The sequence below is a fragment of the Gordonia sp. (in: high G+C Gram-positive bacteria) genome (assembly GCF_047600385.1).
GTDB lineage: Bacteria > Actinomycetota > Actinomycetes > Mycobacteriales > Mycobacteriaceae > Gordonia.
Map to the genome: position 1 here is coordinate 1,943,835 of NZ_JASGKZ010000001.1, position 16,587 is coordinate 1,960,421.

Genomic DNA, 16,587 nt, shown 5'->3' on the forward strand with positions numbered 1-16,587 from the left:
GTGACTGATGAGGAGTGAGTTAAATGGAGAGACGGGTGTGGCGTCTGGGCGTCGCGGTGATGGCGGGGCTGTTGGCGCTGACGGCGAGCCCGGTGCCCGGCGCGGCGCACGCCGCGCAGGCCTCGAAGGCGGGCACGCTGCTCTCCTACGCGAAGGTCACGGCGTCGTCGTTCGCGATGCCGGGCTCCTCGGCCGTCTACTCCCTGACCTATCTCTCGCGCGGGGCGACGGGCACGACGCCGGTGCGTGCGACGGCGTGGCTGCCGTCGGGTGAGGCGCCGAAGAGCGGCCATCCGGTGGCCTCGCTCGGGCACGGTACGCAGGGCGTGGGGCGGAGTTGCACCCTCGCCCGGACGTTGCGGAGCGACGGCGAATCGTTCCGGCCGTACTACGGGCCCTGGCTGCGGCAGGGATTCGCGCTGGTCGCGACCGAGTACGCCGGTCTGGGCGAGTCCGGCGCGCATCCGTATCTGAACGTGAAGGCGGCCGGCGCCAACATGATCGACGCGGTCCGGGCGCTCCGGCAGCTGGGGTCGCGCATCGGCGTCCGGATCGACTCCCGCTATGCGACGTCGGGCGGTTCGCAGGGCGGCCACGCATCGTTGTCCGCCGGGACCATGGCGGCGTCGTACGCGCCCGAGTTGAGACTGCTGGGGACCACCGCGGTGGCGCCGCCGGTGCACATCGACCGCTATCTGTCGTTGCTCGGCCCGGCGGTGCCGCCGATCCCGGTGCCCGACTACGTGACCTATCTGATGTACGTCCTGCGCGGGATCTCGGTCTCCCGACCCGATCTGGACGTGGCGAGGTACCTGACGCCGACCGGCAGACGACTCCAGCGCGAGGTGTCGTCGTACTGCTACCGGGAGATGAACACCCGGACCCAGGGGCTGAGCGTCGGCTCCGTGCTCGCCGCGCCGCTCGCTCAGGGGCCGCTGATGGCGGCGATCCGCGAGGCGCAGGTGGTGCCGACGACGGGGCTGCGCCGACCGGTGCTGATCCACCAGGGCATGGCCGACGTGACGGCGTTCGGTCCGTTGACCGAGTTGTACGTCGCGCAGGTGCGGGCCGCGGGGACCGTGGTCGACTACCACCGGTCGCTCGACGGGCACGTGATCGGCGCGGAGGCGCAGGAGCAGTCGGCGCGGTGGGCCCACCGGCTCTGGCTCGAGAGCCGATGACTCCGCGCTGACGACGAGCGCCGACGACGGTGCCCCGCCGCCCGGGTGGGCGGCGGGGCACCGTGCTGCGGCCGGGGAACGGCCGATACACTTCCGTGTCGGAGGGTCGGCAGCCGCCACAATCGGCTGCCGACCCTCTGTGGCGGATTCGGGGCGGGTCAGACGCCCATCGGATCGAAGTAGCGGACGGTGAGTTCGCCGTCGATGAACTCGCCGAGTTCTCCGAGGATGCCCTCCTCGGTGCGCCAGGCGAGGTAGGCCTCGTAGTCGGCGCGGGAGTTCCACTTCTCCAGGATCACCAGGTCCTGCGGGTCGTCCTGGTTCCGGTAGAACTCGACGGACACGCAGCCCTGGAAGCCTCGGGTGTCGGGAAGGATCTTCACCAGCCACTCGCGCAGCTCGTCGTACTTGCCTTCTTTGGCGGTGATCGCCAGTACTGCCTGACAGGTCATCTTCTCGTCTCCATGTCGTCTCTCGGGGATCTTCTGCGCTCGGTGCGTAGGTATACCGTATACGTTTGCTGATTCCTGACGGGCGGTTTTACGAGATTCACGTCACAGTGTGATCGGCAGACGGCACAGATCTCCTCTGCGGGGCGGATCGTATACGATCTGGCGCGTGACTGGTTTCGCGCTGGACCCCGAGTTCGACGCCGCCGCGGGCGGCCTGATGCGGGCCCTCGGGCGGAGTGCTCCGCTCGCGGTCGGCGACTGGGCGACCCGGCGGGAACTCGTGACCGCACTGATGCGCAGGCTCGACCGGAAACTCCCCGAACGCGCCGGGGTGCGGCGTGAGCCGTGGCCCGTGCGCGCCGCGGACGGCACCGAACTCGGCGCGGTCTGGTATCGCCCGGCGCCGACGACGGCGACTTCCGCATCGGGCGGCGGGGCGGGGCCCGCGGTGCTGTTCCTGCACGGCGGCGGGATGATCCTGGGCGCGGTGGACGACGTCGACCGCGAGATCGCGCTGTACGCCGAGCTCTCCGGGGTGCCGGTGCTCGCCGTCGACTATCGGCTGGCGCCGGAGAATCCGGATCCCCTCCCGCTGGAGGACTGCTATGCGGCGCTGGTCGCGATGGCCGACTCGGCGGTGGAACTGGGCATCGACCCCGGCCGCATCGGCGTGCTCGGGGAGAGTGCGGGCGGTGGACTCGCGGCGGGCGTCACGCTCCTCGCGCGGGAGCGCGGCGGGCCGTCGATCGCCCGGCAGGTCCTGATCTATCCCATGCTCGACGACCGCACGACCGGCCCCGACGAGCATCTCGGGCGCCACGCGGTCTGGACGTACGACGACAACGCGACCGGATGGGGCGCGCTGCTGGGGGAGCGGGTCGGGGGTGCGGCGGTCGCACCCGCCTCGGCGCCGGGTCGCTGCGTGGACATGACGGATCTGCCGCCGGCCTACATCGAGGTCGGCGAGATCGACGTCTTCCGAGACGAGGCGATCGCCTACGCGTCACGACTGCTCGGCGCCGGGGTGTCCTGCGAACTGCGCGTGGTCTCCGGCGTTCCGCACACCTACGAGTGGATCGCCCCGGACGTCACCGCGGCGCGCCGGTCGATCGAGGAGCGGGTCCGCTACCTGCGGCGGCTCTGACGGTTCCCGGCCGGGGTCTCGGTCGTCTCCCAGAAGCCGGCGTCTTCGAGCGCCTTGATCGCGGCGACGGCGCCGACGATGAAGTGGTTCTCCATCGCGGCGCGGGTCCGTTCGGGGTCGCGCGCCCGGAGCGCGTCGAGGATCGCCCGGTGATCCTGTTCGGCATGGCATTCGGTGCGGGTCTCGTAGAAGTCCAGGGGCACCGGGCTGCCGAGCATTCGCAGGACGCTGTTCATCCGACGCGAACCGGCGGCCTGGTTGACGGTGGCGTGGAATCCGGTGGACAGTCGGCTGCGTTCGGCCTCGTCGGTCGCCGCCTCCATGGCCGCGATGTTCTCGTCGAGCCGGTCGAGGGTCTCGTCGGCGATGGTCTCGGCGGCGCGGGCGGCCGCGTGCGCGGAGATGTGCGCCAGCATCCAGTAGTGGTCCTCGATGTCCTGTTTGGTCATCTCCACGACGAAGGCGCCGCGCCGCGGGAACATCTCCACCAGGCCCTCGGTGACCAGCGCGGAGATGGCTTCGCGGACGGGGATCTTGCTCATGCCGATCTCCTCGGCGAGCGACTCCTGTTCGATGCGGGCTCCGGGGGCCAGTTCCCGGGCGAAGATCCGGCGGCGGATCTCGTCGGCGGCGACCTGTTGCAAGCTGCTGGGCAGATTCACCTGGTGGCGCATGTCGATTTCCCCACTTCGTCGATCTGGATACTGTAGCCGGTCGACCGGGGAGACGCCGTCGTGGAGCGGTGTTTCGCCGGAGGTCTTGTGGCGTGGACCACTCCGGTGTAGGTTCATGTTTTGTATATCGTATACAAAACTACTTGGAGGGCACATGACCGAGTCCACTGCCGGTCCCACCGCCGTCGGCCCGACCGTCGCGAGCGTCTTTCGGCGGGGCTACCGGGAGTACGCGGGACTGCCGGCGATCGTCGAGCTCGACGGCGCCGTCATCACCTACGACGAGCTCGGCGACCGCGCGCACCGACTGGTCGCCGGTCTGCAGGCGCGTGGGCTCGCCAAGGGCGACCGCGTCGTCGTCCTGTCCGCCAACCGGGCCGAGGGCATGATCCTGGATCACGCTCTCGCCCTGGGCGGCTACGTCCGCGCCGCACTCAGCTACCGGCTGCATCCGCGCGAGGTCGTGCAGATCGCCGAGGACTGCGGCGCCCGGATGATCGCCGGCGACGCGGAACGGCTCGCCGGCCTGATCCCCGAACTCGGTGGATTCGACGGCCCGGTCGTCGCGTTCGACGCGTACGACGACCCGCGCGTGACCCCGTTCGCCGACCTCTACGCCGCCGCCCCGGCCCCGGAGGTGGAGATCGGCCCGGAGGATCTGGTCTGGCTGCCGTACACCTCCGGCACCAGCGGTCGGCCCAAGGGCGTCATGCACACCCATCGCAGCCTGCTCTCGGTCCTGCGCAACATGCTGGTGGAGCTGCCGGGCGCCTCGACGTCGGACGTCCTGGTCCACGTCGCGCCGATCACCCACCTCAGCGGCTACGCGATGATGGCCTACTTCCTGCGCGGCGCCAGCCACATCCCGGTGACCGAGTTCGAGGCCGAGCGGTACGCGGAGATCGTCGCCGAGCACCGCGCGACCGTGCTGCCGCTGGTCCCGACCATGATCAACATGATCCTGCCGGTGCTGGAGGCGTCCGACCTCGACCTGTCGTGCGTGCACACCGTCGTCTACGGCGGTTCGCCGATCGCACCGGACCGGCTGGCGCGCGCCTACCGTCTGCTGGGCGCGGTGTTCCTGCAGTCGTACGGCCTCACCGAGATGCCGTTCAACACCTATCTGACCAAGCAGGACCACGTCTTCGACCCGGAGGGGCCCGAGCCCGGCCGCCTCGCCTCGGCCGGTCGGCCCGGTCCGTTCGTCGAGTACCGGCTGATGGGCGACGACGGTCCCGCGGCGCCCGGCGAACCCGGCGAGATCCAGGTCCGCGGCGACGCGGCGATGTCCGGCTACTGGAACCTCCCGGAGGAGACGGCCGCGACCGTCCTGCCCGGCGGCTGGATCGCCACCGGCGACGTGGGGGTGCTGCGCGAGGGCTTCCTGCACGTCGTCGACCGCAAGAAGGACATGATCGTCTCCGGCGGTTTCAACGTCTATCCGACCGAGGTGGAGAACGCGATCTACACCGTCGAGGGCGTCGACGAGGTGGCCGTGGTCGGGATCCCCGATGCGCGCTGGGGCGAGACCGTGCACGCCGTGGTCTCCCTGCGCCCGGGCGCCGAGGTGACCGAAGCCGACATCGAGCAGGCCTGCCTGGACCGGATCGCCCCGTACAAGCGTCCGCGCAGCGTCGAGTTCGTCGACGGGCTGCCGAAGACCGGCACCGGCAAGATCGTCCGGCGCGACGTCAAGGCGCGCTACTGGCAGGGCCGCGACCGCCTGGTCAACGGCTGAGCGCGGGGGAGAGGGAGACATGACGACGGAGACAGAGAAGATCGCCGGGGCCGGTGCCGCGGCCGGGGACTTCGCCGCGATCGTCCGCGATGCGATCGGTGACGCCAACGTCCCGACGCTGCTGATGGTGCTGGTGCAGCTCACCGGCGACCTGGCCTGGCTGGAGGAGCCCTACCGGCCCGCCCGTGGCAAGGGGCTGAGCGAGAACGACACCGGCGGGCTCCCCGAGGAGATCCAGGACGAGGTGCGCGCCGCCGCGGCGGACGCGATCATCGCCTGGCACGCCGGCACCCCCGTCGCGATCGACGAGCCCGACGAGGAGCTCTACCGACGGATGCTGCAGGTGGCGATCGGCGAGCCGGTGCCCGACGAGTACGGTCCGATGATCGCCGACGACATGAACGCGCTCGGCGGCGACCCGGCGTGGCTGAAGGCCGTGCCCGCGGCGCCCGAGGGGTTCTCCGCGCTGGTGATCGGTGCGGGCATCTCCGGCATGCTGGCCGCGCACGACCTGCGCAAGGCGGGGGTGGAGACCGTCGTCGTCGAGCGGGGCGAACAGCTCGGCGGCACCTGGTGGCACAACCGCTACCCGGGGTGCGGCGTCGACGTGCCCAGCCACCTCTACCAGTTCGCGGCGGCCGCCTCGGACTGGCCGTACTACTACGCCACCCGCGACGAGCTGCACGACTACCTGCAGAAGGTCGGCGAGGACTGGGACATCGCCTCGTGCACGCGCTTCGGCACCACGGTGCGGGCCGCGCGCTGGGACTCCGCCGCCCAGCTGTGGCGCGCGACCGTCGTCGGTCCGGACGGGGCGGAGGAGGAGCTCTCGGCGAACATCCTCATCAGCGCGGTCGGCGCGTTCGGCAACCCGAAGTTCCCGAACATCCCGGGGAGGGACGCCTTCGCCGGCGAGACCGTGCACACGTCGCTGTGGGACGCCGACTTCGACGTCGCGGGCAAGCGGGTCGCGGTGATCGGCAACGGCGCCTCGGCCATGCAGATCGTCCCGTCCATCGCACCGGAGGTCGTCTCGCTGACCGTGTTCCAGCGCTCGGCGCACTGGGTGGCCCCCTTCGAGAAGTTCCGCACCCCGGTGCCCGACCCGGTGCGCTTCCTGCTCCGCGAGGTGCCGCTGTACCGCGCCTGGTACCGGCAGCGCCTGGCCTGGGTCCTCAACGACACCCTCTTCTCGGCGCTGCAGGTGGATCCGGAGTGGCCGCACCAGGACCGTTCGATCAACGCGGCGAACGACGGCCACCGCCGGTTCTTCACCCGCTACATCGAGTCGGAGCTGGCGGGCCGCGACGATCTGATCGCGAAGGTGGTCCCGGACTATCCGCCGTTCGGCAAACGCATCCTGCTCGACAACGGCTGGTACCGGACCCTGCGCCGCGACGACGTCGAGCTGGTGAGCGAGGCGATCACCGAGATCGTGCCGGAGGGCATCGTCACCGCCGACGGCCGGGTCCACGAGGTGGACGTGATCGTCTACGCGACCGGGTTCGACGTCGTGAACTTCCTGTCGTCGTTCGAGCTGACCGGCCGGTCCGGCCGGACGCTCAAGGAGATCTGGGGCGCCGACGACGCCGACGCGTACCTGGGCACCACGGTCCCGGACTTCCCCAACGTGTTCTGCCTCTACGGACCCAACACGCAGGCGGGGCACGGGGGCAGCCTCATCTACTACCTGGAATGCCAGATGCGGTACACGATGAGCCTGCTCGGCCGGATGTTCGCGCGCGGCGCCACGTCGGTCGAGGTGAGACCGGAGGTCGCACAGAGGTACAACGACGACGTCGACGCCGCCCACGAGCACATGATCTGGCGCCACCCGGGCTTCGACACCTACTACCGGAACTCGCGCGGCCGCGTCCTCGTGGCCAATCCGTGGCGCGTGGTCGACTGGTGGCGGATGACCCGTGACGCCGATCCGGCCGAATACGAGTTCTCGACGAGCGAAGCGACGGTGAACGCGTGATGAGTGCACGATTCGAGGGCCGCATCGCGGTCGTGAACGCCGCGGCCGGTGCGGGCATCGGCGGGGAGGTGGTGCGTCGTCTCCTCGCCGAGGGCGCGTCGGTGGCCTTCTCCGACGTCAGCGCCCGGCGCCTGGAACGGTTCACCGCGGAGGTGTCCGAGGAGTACGGCGCCGACCGGATCCTGGCCGAGGCGGTCGACGCCGGCGACGAGGAGCAGGTACGACGGTTCTTCGCGTCGCTGCGGGACCGGTTCGGCGCGCTGGACGTGCTGGTCAACAGCGTCGGTCTGAATCGGCTGGCGCCGTTCGCCCAGACGCCGACGGAGATCTGGCGGCAGGTGCTCGGGGCGTCGCTGACCTCGCACTTCCTGCACGCCCGGGAGGCCTGGCCGCTGCTGCTGGAGTCGTCGGCGCCGTCGATCGTCAACATCTCGTCGCTGGCGGCCCGTGATCCGGCGCCGTTCGGCGAGGTGTCGTACGCGTCGGCCAAGGGCGGGGTCCTGGGGCTGACGCATGCGCTCGCCGCGGAGGGGGCCGCGCACGGGATCCGCGCCAACGCGGTGCTGCCGGGCCTGATCTGGAACGAGCGGCTGACCGCCGGCGTCGATCCGGAGTACGTGGACTCCTACCGGGCCAAGCGTCGCTTCGCCCGCGACGGCAGCCCGGACGAGGTGGCCGACGTGATCCTGTTCCTCGCCTCGTCGGAGAGCCGGAATCTGACCGGCCAGGAGATCACCGTGGGCGCCTGACCTGCATCCGGACGAGTGATTCCCGGTGATCGAGCGTTCTCGATGGTCGAGCGTTCTTCGATGGTTCGGCGTTCTTCGGTGATCGAGCGGAGTCGAGATCTCTTCGGTGCTCAGGCCGGTGGTCTCGACTCCGCTCGACCAGCGAAGGAAGTGCGCCGACCAGCGAAGGAAGTGTGCTGACCAGCGAAGGAAGTGTGCTGACCGACGAAGGAAGTGTGCTGACCGACGAGGGAAGCGCTCGTCGAAAAGAGTTTCGGACAAACACTCGCCAATAATTCGTATACTAGATACCATCAATGGTGACGCTCATCACTCCGGTGGTCGATCACCGGAATCCACCAGCAGTACCCACCGCGCCCGCGGGCGCAGAAGGAACCGAGGAGAACCCCATGACCACCACGACCGCCGCGCCGAACCAGGCGCGCAATCCGAAGGTCCAGGCCTGGCTCGACGCACGGAAGCCGGAGACGCTGCTGATCGGCGGCGAATGGGTCGCCGCCGAGTCCGGGAAGACCTTCGACACCGTCAACCCGACCACCGAGCAGGTGCTGGCGTCGGTGTCCCAGGCCGGTCCCGAGGACGTCGAGGCCGCGGTGACCGCGGCGCGGGCGGCGTTCGAGTCCGGCCCGTGGTCGCAGATGGCGCCGAACGAGCGGGCCCGGCTGCTCCGCAACCTCGCCGGTCTGATGGAGGAGAACGTCGCCGAGCTCGCCGAGCTGGAGACCCTCGACAACGGCATGACGATCGGCACCGCGCAGGCGTTCATGCAGGTGGCGATCGAATCGATCTACTACTACGCCGGTGCGGTCCAGCAGGTCTTCGGATCCACCGCCCCCAGCGCGCCGGGCAACTTCAACTACATCCTGCGTCAGCCGCTGGGCGTGGTCGGCGCGATCATCCCGTGGAACGCCCCGGTCACCGCGGCGAGCTGGAAGATCGGCCCCGCGCTGGCCGCGGGCAACACGATGATCCTCAAACCCGCCGAGAGCACCCCGCTCACCGCGATCCGCCTGGGCGAGCTGATCACCGAGGCGGGCTTCCCGCCCGGCGTGTTCAACCTGCTCACCGGGTTCGGCCCGGAGGTGGGTCAGCCGATGGCCGACCACTACGGGATCGACAAGCTCACCTTCACCGGGTCGGTCGGCACCGGTCGGGGGATCCTGCACGCCGCGGCGAACACCAACCTCAAGCGGGTCACCCTCGAGCTGGGCGGCAAGTCGCCGAACATCATCTTCCCCGACGCCGACATGGACGCCGCCGTGGCGAACTCGCTCGCCGGATTCGCGACCATCTCCGGTCAGGTGTGCGTGGCCGGCACCCGGCTGTTCGTCCAGCGCGACGTGAAGGACGAGGTGGTCGAGGCCCTCACCGGCGCCGCCGAGTCGCTGACCGTCGGCGACCCGCTCGATCCGGCGACCACGATGGGTCCGCTGGCGAACAAGGCCCAGTTCGACCGCGTCCAGAGCTACTTCGAGGTGGGCAAGGGCGAGGGCGCCGTCGCCAAGGCCGGCGGCGAGACCGTCGACCGCCCGGGCTACTTCGTGAAGCCGACCGTGTTCGACGGGGTGGAGAACTCCATGCGGATCGCCCAGGAGGAGATCTTCGGACCGGTGGTCTCGGTGATCCCGTTCAGCGACGAGTACGACGCGGTGCTGCAGGGCAACGACACCACCTACGGGCTGGCGGCGGCGGTCTGGACCCGGGACATCTCCCGCGCGCACACCGTCGCCCGGCAGATCCAGGCCGGCACCGTGTGGATCAACACCTACCTGCAGCTCGACCCGACCATGCCGTTCGGCGGATTCAAGGAGTCCGGTCTCGGCCGCGAGTTCGGCCCCGACTGGTACCAGCACTTCACCGAGGAGAAGTCGGTCTTCGTCAAGCTCTGACCGGACCGCTCCGTCACCCCACTCATCAGGAGAATCTCATGAAGACCAAAGCCGCAGTCGTCCGCGAGGTCGGCAAGCCCATGGAGATCGAGGAGCTCGAGGTCGTCGCACCCGGCCCCGGTCAGGTGCTCGTCCGCTTCCTCTACGCGGGCATGTGCCACTCCGACGTCCACATCCAGCACGGCGATCTGCCGGCCCGACTCCCGATGGTCATGGGCCACGAGGGCGCGGGCGTCATCGAAGAGGTCGGGCCCGGGGTCACCCGGGTGGCCGTCGGCGACCACATCGTGTGCTCGTTCATCCCCAGCTGCGGCACCTGTCACTGGTGTTCCACCGGTCAGCAGCCGATGTGCGACATGGGGGCGACGATCCTGGAGGGCTACCTGCCCGACGGCCGCTTCCCGCTGCAGGGCAAGGGCGGCGAGGACATCGGCACCATGTGCATGCTCGGCACCTTCTCCCAGTACGGCACCGTCTCGGAGAAGTCCGTGGTGAAGATCGCCGAGCACCTGCCGATGGACAAGGCCGTCCTGGTCGGGTGCGGCGTCCCCACCGGCTGGGGTGCGGCGGTCAACGCCGCGAACGTCCGGCCCGGCGACACCGTGATCGTCGCAGGCATCGGCGGCATCGGCTCCAACGCCGTCCAGGGCGCGCGGATGGCCGGCGCCAAGAACCTCATCGCCGTCGACCCGCTGGAGAACAAGCGGGACTTCGCGAAGAAGATGGGCGCCACCCACGCCTTCGCGACGATGGCCGAGGCCGCCGACGTCGCCAAGGCCGACACCAACGGCAACGGCGCCCACCACGCGATCCTGACCGCCGGTCTGGTCACCGAGGAACTGATCGACGAGGCCTTCGACGCCACCGGCAAGGGCTCGACCATCGTCATCGTCGGCCAGAACACGCTCGCCGAACGCAGCGTGCACGTGCCCGGCGCGATCATGACGCTCTACAAGAAGACGATCAAGGGCACCAACTTCGGCGACTGCAACCCGATGACCGACATCAACCGGCTCCTCGGGATGTACGACGCGGGCGACCTGATACTCGACGAGCTCATCACCCGCACGTACACCCTCGAAGAGGTCAATCAGGGCTACGACGACCTCCTCGCGGGCAAGAACATCCGCGGCGTCATCGTCCACGAGCACTGAGCCGGGAAGACGAGAGGAACGATTCGATGGGAAGACTCGACGGCAAGGTCGCGTTCATCACCGGCGCCGCCCGCGGCCTGGGCCGCGCGCACGCGGTACGACTGGCGCAGGAGGGCGCGGACGTCATCGCGGTCGACATCGTCGACCAGGTGGAGACGGTGCCCTATCCGACGGCCCGGCCCGGCGACATGGCCGAGACCGTCCGCCTGGTCGAGGCGCTGGGCCGGCGGATCGTCGCCCGGACGGCCGACGTCCGCGATCTGGCCGCGCTGACCGCGGCCGTGGCCGACGGCGTCGCCGAACTCGGTCGGCTCGACATCGTCGTCGCCAACGCAGGCATCCACACGCTGGTGCCGGTGGTGGAGATGAGCGAAGAGGTCTGGCAGACCACGGTCGACATCAACCTGACCGGGGTCTTCAAGACGGTCCGGGCCGCGGTGCCCGCGATCATCGAGACCGGCGACGGCGGCTCGGTGGTGATCATCAGCTCGCTGGCCTCGGAGATCGGCAACGGCAACATCGCGCACTACTCCGCGTGCAAGGCCGGACTGGTCGGGTTCATGCAGTCGCTGTCCACCGAACTCGCGCCGCACGGCATCCGGGTCAACACGGTGCACCCGACGATGGTGCAGACCGAACTGCTGCTGAACCAGCCGACGTTCGACGCGTTCCGCCCCGATCTGGAGGCATTCGGAGGCGCCGACGCGGGAGGACTTCTACGAGGCGGCCAAGACCCTGGTGAAGCTGCCGATGGACGTGCCGATGCTCGAACCGGTCGACATCGCGAACACGGTGCTGTACCTGGCGAGCGACGACGCCAGGTACGTGACCGGCACCAAGCAGATCGTCGACGCCGGCGGCCGCTTCTGAGCGGACCGCTCTCGACGGCGATGCACGACGCCCCGCCCTCTCGTCGCGAGAGGGCGGGGCGTCGTCGTCGCTCAGCGGATCACTTGAGCTCGGCGCTGGACTTGCCGAGCACGCGGCGCGCGATGATCAGCTGCTGGATCTGCTGGGTGCCCTCGAAGATGTCCAGGATCTTCGAGTCGCGGGCCCACTTCTCCAACAGCGACCGCTCGGAGTAGCCGTAGGTGGCGGCCAGTTCGACGGCCTTGTTGGTCACGTCGGTGCCGGTGCGTCCGGCCTTGGCCTTGCTCATCGAGGCCTTCGAGCGAGTTCGGCATCTTGTTGTCGGCCATCCAGCCGGCCCGCAGGGTGTGCAGGTAGCCGGCCTCCCAGTCCGACTCGAGGCGGATGAACTCGGCGACGGCGGCCGGCTGATCGGCGACGGGACGGTCGTAGTCGATCTCCAGACCGGCCTCTTCGAGCAGGCTCCGCAGCTCCTCCAGCGAGGCCCGGCCGACGCCGACGGCCATCGCGGCCACCAGCGGGCGGGTGTTGTCGAAGGTCTGCATCACGCCGCCGAAGCCCTTCTGGACGTCCACCTCGGGCGAGCCGAGGAGGTTGTCCTTGGGGATGCGGCAGTTCTCGAAGCGGATCACCGCGGTGTCGCTGGCCCGGATGCCGAGCTTCTCCTCGAGTCGCTCGACGGTCACGCCCGGGTGCTCGCGAGGCACCACGAAGCTCTTGATCGCGGCGCGGCCGAGGCTGCGGTCCACCGATGCCCACACCACGATGTGGGTGGCCCGCGAACCGGCGGTCACGAAGATCTTCTCGCCGTTGATCACGTACTCGTCGCCGTCGAGCTGCGCGGTGGTGGTCACCGCGGCCGAGTCCGAGCCGAAGCTCGGCTCGGTGATCGCCATGGCGGCCCACACCTTGCCGAAGCGCGCGAGCTGCTCGTCGGTGGAGACCGCGGCGATCGCCGAGTTGCCCAGGCCCTGGTAGGGGATGGTGAGCATGAGGCCGACGTCGCCGTACGACGCCCAGAGCGAGTTCAGGATCGCCGACATGTTGCCGCCGTTGGCGACGAAGCCCTCGGGGCGTTCCTTCTTCTCGTCACCGCGGCCGCCCGCGGCACCCGCACCGGCGGCGCCGGCGTCGGCCAGGCCGTCGTACAGCGCGGCCAGGGTGTCGAGCTCGATCGGGTACTCGTGCTCGGCGAGGTCGTACTTGCGGGAGATCGGCCGGAACACCTGCAGCGCGGCCTGCTTGGCCTGGTCGATGTTGGCGGCGAACTTGCCGGGGAGTTCGAGGTTGATTGCCATCGGAAGTCCTCTCTAGATCTGGTCGTCGTCCTCAGAGGACGACGACGCCCTCGCCGATGCCCGCACCGCGCAGATCGCGGTACCAGCGCTCCACCGGGTGCTCCTTGGTGAAGCCGTGGCCGCCGAGCAGCTGGATGCCGTCCAGGCCGATCTGCAGGCCCTTGTCGATGGTCAGCTTGCGGGCGAGCGCGGCCTCGCGGGCGAAGGAGAGGCCCTGCTCGGCGCGCGAGGCGCCCCGCAGGGTCACCAGGCGGATCGAGTCGACCTCGGTGGCGATGGTGGCGACCATGAAGGCCACCGCCTGACGGTTGGAGATGGGCTCGCCGAAGGCCTCGCGCTCGTTGACGTAGGGGACCACGTAGTCGAGCACGGCCTTGGCGGTGCCTGCGGCCAGGGCCGACCAGCCCAGCCGGGACAGCCGCACGACGTCGGTGTAGGCGGCGACCGCGGGATCGCCCTCCTCGCCGCCCAGGATCGCGTGCGCCGGCACCGAGACCTTGTCGAGGATCAGGCGGCCCATGCCCGCGGCCCGCAGGCCCATGCCGGGATCGGCCTCGATCGACAGGCCCTCGGAGTCGGACTCGACGATGAACAGCGCGGGGCGGCCGTCGAGCATGGCGCCGACCAGGAAGAGCTCTGCGGAGCCGGCGTTCGGGACGAACGACTTGACGCCCTCCAGGCGGTAGCCGCTGGGCACCCGGGTGGCCTTGGTGCGCAGATCGAAGGCGTCGAACAGCGGCCACGGCTCGGCGACGACGACGGCGGAGGCGGGCACCGACTCGCCGGCGAAGTCGGGCAGGTAGGTCTGCTGCTGGGCGTCGCTGCCGAAGTTGGTCAGGGTGGTGGCCACACCGCTCGGGGCCAGCAGCGGGACGGCCAGTCCCATGTCGCCGTAGGCCATCGCCTCGGCGACCAGCGCGTTGGTCACCACGCCGCGGTCGGAGGCGGCGCCGTCGAACGCCTCGGGGACGTTGATCATGGTGATGCCGAGCTCGGCGGAGCGGCCCAGGATCTCCTCGGGCGCGGCGGCGGCGTTGTCGGCGTCGTAGGCGGCCGGGCGCAGGATCTCGGTCGCGAAATCGCGGACGGTCTCGGCGATCATCGCCTGCTCGTCGTCCGGGTTGAGGTTGAAGTAGCCCTTCGGGGTCACGGCCGGGCGCTGCGGGGCGCCGCCGCCGGACTTCTGGGTGAAGGCGCGGTTCGCGGCACCGAGGCTCTTGAAGCCGGTCTTGGTGGCTTCGTAGGCGACGCGGTTGAGCGGATCGCGCAGCCCGTACTTCTCGGCGAACTCCGAGCCGGTGACGGCGGTGAGCACGCGCATCGCCGTGCCGATGGGGCTGCGCTTGTGCTGCTGTGCGCCGACTGAGGTGCTGTCTTTGCTGGAGGTCTTCTCGGTCATGGCCTGCATTCTCTCGATGTGGAACCGGAAAGGGCGGAGCGTCTCCGAATGTTCTTACTCCGCAGTAAGAAAGAACCTTACTCTGCGGTAAGGAACCTGTCGAGCCCCCGGGGTGCGTTCGGTGCGCCGGGTCGGCGGCGGATGGATACGCTGAGGTGCATGATCGTCACCTCGTTCGGCCATTCCTGCGTCCTCGTCGAACTCGCCGGTGCGCGGATCCTCTTCGACCCGGGGAATCTGTCCGCCGGTTTCGAGGCGCTGACCGGGCTCGATGCCGTCCTGATCACCCATCAGCATCCCGATCACGCCGATGTCGCGAGACTGCCCGCGCTGATCGCGGCCAACCCCGATGCCGTGCGGTACGCCGATCCGTCGACGGCCGCACAACTGAACGAGACGGGCGGCGCGGGGGAGTGGTCGGTGCTCGCGCCCGGCGAGAGCTTCGCGCTCGGTGCGGTGACCGTCCGCGGTACGGGCGGGCGGCACGCGGTGATCCACCCGGAGATCCCGGTGGTCGACAACACCGCCTACCTCCTGGACGCGCCGGACCGGCGGGCGGCGTTCCTGCACCCCGGTGACAGCCTCTACCTCCCGTTCGAGGAGATCGACGTCCTGGCGCTGCCGGCGGCCGCACCGTGGATGAAGCTCAGCGAGTCGGTCGACTATCTGCGCGGGGCGGCCCCGCGGGTGGCGTTCCCGATCCACCAGGGGATCCAGTCCGATGCCGGCCGCGGGATCCACAACGGCCGGATCGCCGAGATGGCGCCGGCGGGCACCGAGTTCACCGTGATCGAGCCGGGCGCGTCCCGGGAGTTCTGAACCGCGGGAGCGCGGGGCGACGTCGTTCAGCGCAGGGCGGTCAGGGCGGCGTCGTGCACCAGTCCGTTGGAGGCGACGGCGCTGCCCCCGGCGGGTCCCGGGGTGCCGTCGAGCGAGGTGAACCGGCCGCCGGCCTCGCGGACCAGCACGTCGAGCGGGGCCAGATCCCACAGGGACACCTCGGGTTCGGCGGCGACGTCCACCGCGCCCTCGGCCACCAGGCAGTAGTTCCAGAAGTCGCCGTAGCCGCGCACCCGCCACACCGCGTCGGTCAGCGAGACGAAGCGTTCGCGGATCCCGCGGTCGGCCCAGCCGGAGAGACTGGAGAAGGCCAGCGACGACGACCCCAGCGACCCCACCCGGGAGACCGTGATCCGACGGGGCTCGCCGCCGTCGACGACGGCGTGGGCGCCCCGGCCCGCGCTCGCCCACCAGCGGCGGTGCAGAGCGGGCGCGCTCACCACGCCGACCACCGGGACGCCGTCGACCAGCAGGGCGATCAGCGTGGCCCACACCGGGACGCCGCGCACGAAGTTCTTGGTGCCGTCGATCGGGTCGACGACCCACTGGCGTCCGGAGAGCACCGCGTCGCCGCCGAACTCCTCGCCGAGCACCGCGTCGTCGGGCCGGTCGGCGGCCAGGCGGTCGCGGAGCAGGCGCTCGCAGGCCAGGTCGGCGTCGGTGACGGGGGTGAGATCGGGCTTGTCGTCGATCTGCAGGTCGATCGCACCGAAGCGGGCCGTCGTCAGGGCGTCGGCGGCGTCGGCCAGCGTCAGCGCCAGCGCCAGATCCGCGGCGAACTCGTGGTCGGCGGGGTCGTGATCGGCGGGGCGTGCATTGGTGGAGTGCGTCACGGAACACTAGGGTAGACCTCATGGAAACCGCGCTCTCGATCGTGTTCATCCTGCTCATCGGCGGGACCGTCGCGTCGTTCTTCCTCATGCGCTCCAAGAACGCGACGCGCGGGACCGGTGCGAGCGGTTACGAGAGCGGAACCCTCACCGTCACCGGGGTGGGCGACGTCGGGGCGCAGGACAAGAACGGGGAGTCGTACGTCACCGTGTCCGGTGTCATCATCCCGGTCGGCGGCGCGGCCCCGGTGGAGGTGTACGGCACCCTGGTGCTGAATCCGAGCAGGGACAGGCCGTACCTCGGCCAGGAGCTCCCGGTCCACTACAAGCCGGGAAAGGTGGAGAGCTCCTGGCGGTTCGGCACCGTGGGAGCCTGATCCCGCGCGGG

13 protein-coding genes and 2 pseudogenes are annotated in these 16,587 nt (G+C 70.0%); 10 read left to right on the top strand and 5 right to left on the bottom strand.

The annotated features are described in order from the left end of the window. The first annotated feature begins 23 nt into the window (after positions 1–23). Positions 24–1,181 (top strand): lipase family protein, encoded by a 1,158-nt coding sequence (locus QM809_RS08600; protein WP_415045367.1) that lies wholly within the window; start codon positions 24–26, stop codon positions 1,179–1,181. A gap of 158 nt (positions 1,182–1,339) precedes the next feature. Here QM809_RS08600 and QM809_RS08605 read toward each other — a convergent pair whose 3' ends face one another. Further along, entirely contained in the window at positions 1,340–1,633 is a 294-nt protein-coding gene (locus QM809_RS08605; protein ID WP_415045368.1) for a putative quinol monooxygenase, read from the bottom strand. A 166-nt stretch (positions 1,634–1,799) separates the two neighbouring features. On the opposite strand from QM809_RS08605, the gene QM809_RS08610 reads away from it, so the two are divergent. After that, complete coding sequence (locus tag QM809_RS08610; protein WP_415045369.1) at positions 1,800–2,777, top strand: alpha/beta hydrolase; 978 nt, start codon at positions 1,800–1,802, stop codon at positions 2,775–2,777. Here QM809_RS08610 and QM809_RS08615 read toward each other — a convergent pair. Beyond that, on the bottom strand, positions 2,759–3,451 hold the full coding sequence (locus QM809_RS08615; protein WP_415045370.1) for a GntR family transcriptional regulator: 693 nt from the start codon (positions 3,449–3,451) through the stop codon (positions 2,759–2,761). The genes QM809_RS08610 and QM809_RS08615 overlap by 19 nt on opposite strands. A gap of 154 nt (positions 3,452–3,605) precedes the next feature. On the opposite strand from QM809_RS08615, the gene QM809_RS08620 reads away from it, so the two are divergent. The 6 genes and pseudogenes from QM809_RS08620 to QM809_RS08645 all read left to right on the top strand — a co-directional run bounded on the left by QM809_RS08620 (position 3,606) and on the right by QM809_RS08645 (position 11,832). Continuing rightward, positions 3,606–5,189 (top strand): class I adenylate-forming enzyme family protein, encoded by a 1,584-nt coding sequence (locus QM809_RS08620; RefSeq protein WP_415045371.1) that lies wholly within the window; start codon positions 3,606–3,608, stop codon positions 5,187–5,189. A gap of 19 nt (positions 5,190–5,208) precedes the next feature. Further along, the gene (locus tag QM809_RS08625; RefSeq protein ID WP_415045372.1) at positions 5,209–7,170 is read left to right on the top strand and encodes a flavin-containing monooxygenase; all 1,962 of its coding nucleotides are present in this window, start codon (positions 5,209–5,211) and stop codon (positions 7,168–7,170) included. After that, positions 7,170–7,919 (top strand): SDR family NAD(P)-dependent oxidoreductase, encoded by a 750-nt coding sequence (locus QM809_RS08630; protein WP_415045373.1) that lies wholly within the window; start codon positions 7,170–7,172, stop codon positions 7,917–7,919. Before QM809_RS08625 ends, QM809_RS08630 begins: the two co-directional genes overlap by 1 nt. Positions 7,920–8,308: 389 nt before the next feature. Further along, the gene (locus QM809_RS08635; protein ID WP_415045374.1) at positions 8,309–9,808 is read left to right on the top strand and encodes an aldehyde dehydrogenase family protein; all 1,500 of its coding nucleotides are present in this window, start codon (positions 8,309–8,311) and stop codon (positions 9,806–9,808) included. Positions 9,809–9,846: 38 nt separating this feature from the next. Next, on the top strand, positions 9,847–10,962 hold the full coding sequence (locus tag QM809_RS08640) for an NDMA-dependent alcohol dehydrogenase (RefSeq protein WP_415045375.1): 1,116 nt from the start codon (positions 9,847–9,849) through the stop codon (positions 10,960–10,962). 26 nt (positions 10,963–10,988) lie between these two features. Then, positions 10,989–11,832 (top strand): annotated as a pseudogene (locus QM809_RS08645) (mycofactocin-coupled SDR family oxidoreductase). 79 nt (positions 11,833–11,911) lie between these two features. Here the strand turns inward: QM809_RS08645 and QM809_RS08650 are convergent. Both QM809_RS08650 and QM809_RS08655 read right to left on the bottom strand, forming a co-directional pair. Next, a pseudogene (locus tag QM809_RS08650) lies at positions 11,912–13,130 on the bottom strand (acyl-CoA dehydrogenase family protein). Positions 13,131–13,161: 31 nt separating this feature from the next. After that, a complete protein-coding gene (locus QM809_RS08655; protein ID WP_415045376.1) occupies positions 13,162–14,529 on the bottom strand; it encodes an acyl-CoA dehydrogenase family protein in 1,368 nt (455 codons plus the stop codon). A 159-nt stretch (positions 14,530–14,688) separates the two neighbouring features. Between QM809_RS08655 and QM809_RS08660 the strand changes: the two genes are divergently transcribed. Further along, positions 14,689–15,348 carry an MBL fold metallo-hydrolase gene (locus tag QM809_RS08660; RefSeq protein WP_415045377.1) on the top strand — a complete coding sequence of 220 codons (660 nt, stop codon included), beginning with the start codon at positions 14,689–14,691 and terminating at the stop codon, positions 15,346–15,348. A 26-nt stretch (positions 15,349–15,374) separates the two neighbouring features. Here the strand turns inward: QM809_RS08660 and hisN are convergent, their stop codons facing one another. Then, entirely contained in the window at positions 15,375–16,202 is an 828-nt protein-coding gene (gene hisN / locus QM809_RS08665; protein WP_415045378.1) for a histidinol-phosphatase, read from the bottom strand. Between the two features lie 20 nt (positions 16,203–16,222). Here hisN and QM809_RS08670 point away from each other — a divergent pair, with 20 nt between their 5' ends. Next, on the top strand, positions 16,223–16,576 hold the full coding sequence (locus QM809_RS08670) for a hypothetical protein (protein ID WP_415045379.1): 354 nt from the start codon (positions 16,223–16,225) through the stop codon (positions 16,574–16,576). Positions 16,577–16,587 lie beyond the last annotated feature (11 nt).

What these genes read in the sequence shown, in the direction of transcription:
- QM809_RS08640 (WP_415045375.1), top strand. Translation starts at nt 9,847, where the DNA reads ATGAAGACCAAAGCCGCAGTCGTCCGCGAGGTCGGCAAGCCCATGGAG.
- QM809_RS08615 (WP_415045370.1), bottom strand. Translation starts at nt 3,451, where the DNA reads ATGCGCCACCAGGTGAATCTGCCCAGCAGCTTGCAACAGGTCGCCGCC.
- QM809_RS08605 (WP_415045368.1), bottom strand. Translation starts at nt 1,633, where the DNA reads ATGACCTGTCAGGCAGTACTGGCGATCACCGCCAAAGAAGGCAAGTAC.
- QM809_RS08620 (WP_415045371.1), top strand. Translation starts at nt 3,606, where the DNA reads ATGACCGAGTCCACTGCCGGTCCCACCGCCGTCGGCCCGACCGTCGCG.
- QM809_RS08635 (WP_415045374.1), top strand. Translation starts at nt 8,309, where the DNA reads ATGACCACCACGACCGCCGCGCCGAACCAGGCGCGCAATCCGAAGGTC.
- QM809_RS08630 (WP_415045373.1), top strand. Translation starts at nt 7,170, where the DNA reads ATGAGTGCACGATTCGAGGGCCGCATCGCGGTCGTGAACGCCGCGGCC.
- QM809_RS08625 (WP_415045372.1), top strand. Translation starts at nt 5,209, where the DNA reads ATGACGACGGAGACAGAGAAGATCGCCGGGGCCGGTGCCGCGGCCGGG.
- QM809_RS08655 (WP_415045376.1), bottom strand. Translation starts at nt 14,529, where the DNA reads ATGACCGAGAAGACCTCCAGCAAAGACAGCACCTCAGTCGGCGCACAG.
- QM809_RS08670 (WP_415045379.1), top strand. Translation starts at nt 16,223, where the DNA reads ATGGAAACCGCGCTCTCGATCGTGTTCATCCTGCTCATCGGCGGGACC.
- QM809_RS08660 (WP_415045377.1), top strand. Translation starts at nt 14,689, where the DNA reads ATGATCGTCACCTCGTTCGGCCATTCCTGCGTCCTCGTCGAACTCGCC.
- QM809_RS08600 (WP_415045367.1), top strand. Translation starts at nt 24, where the DNA reads ATGGAGAGACGGGTGTGGCGTCTGGGCGTCGCGGTGATGGCGGGGCTG.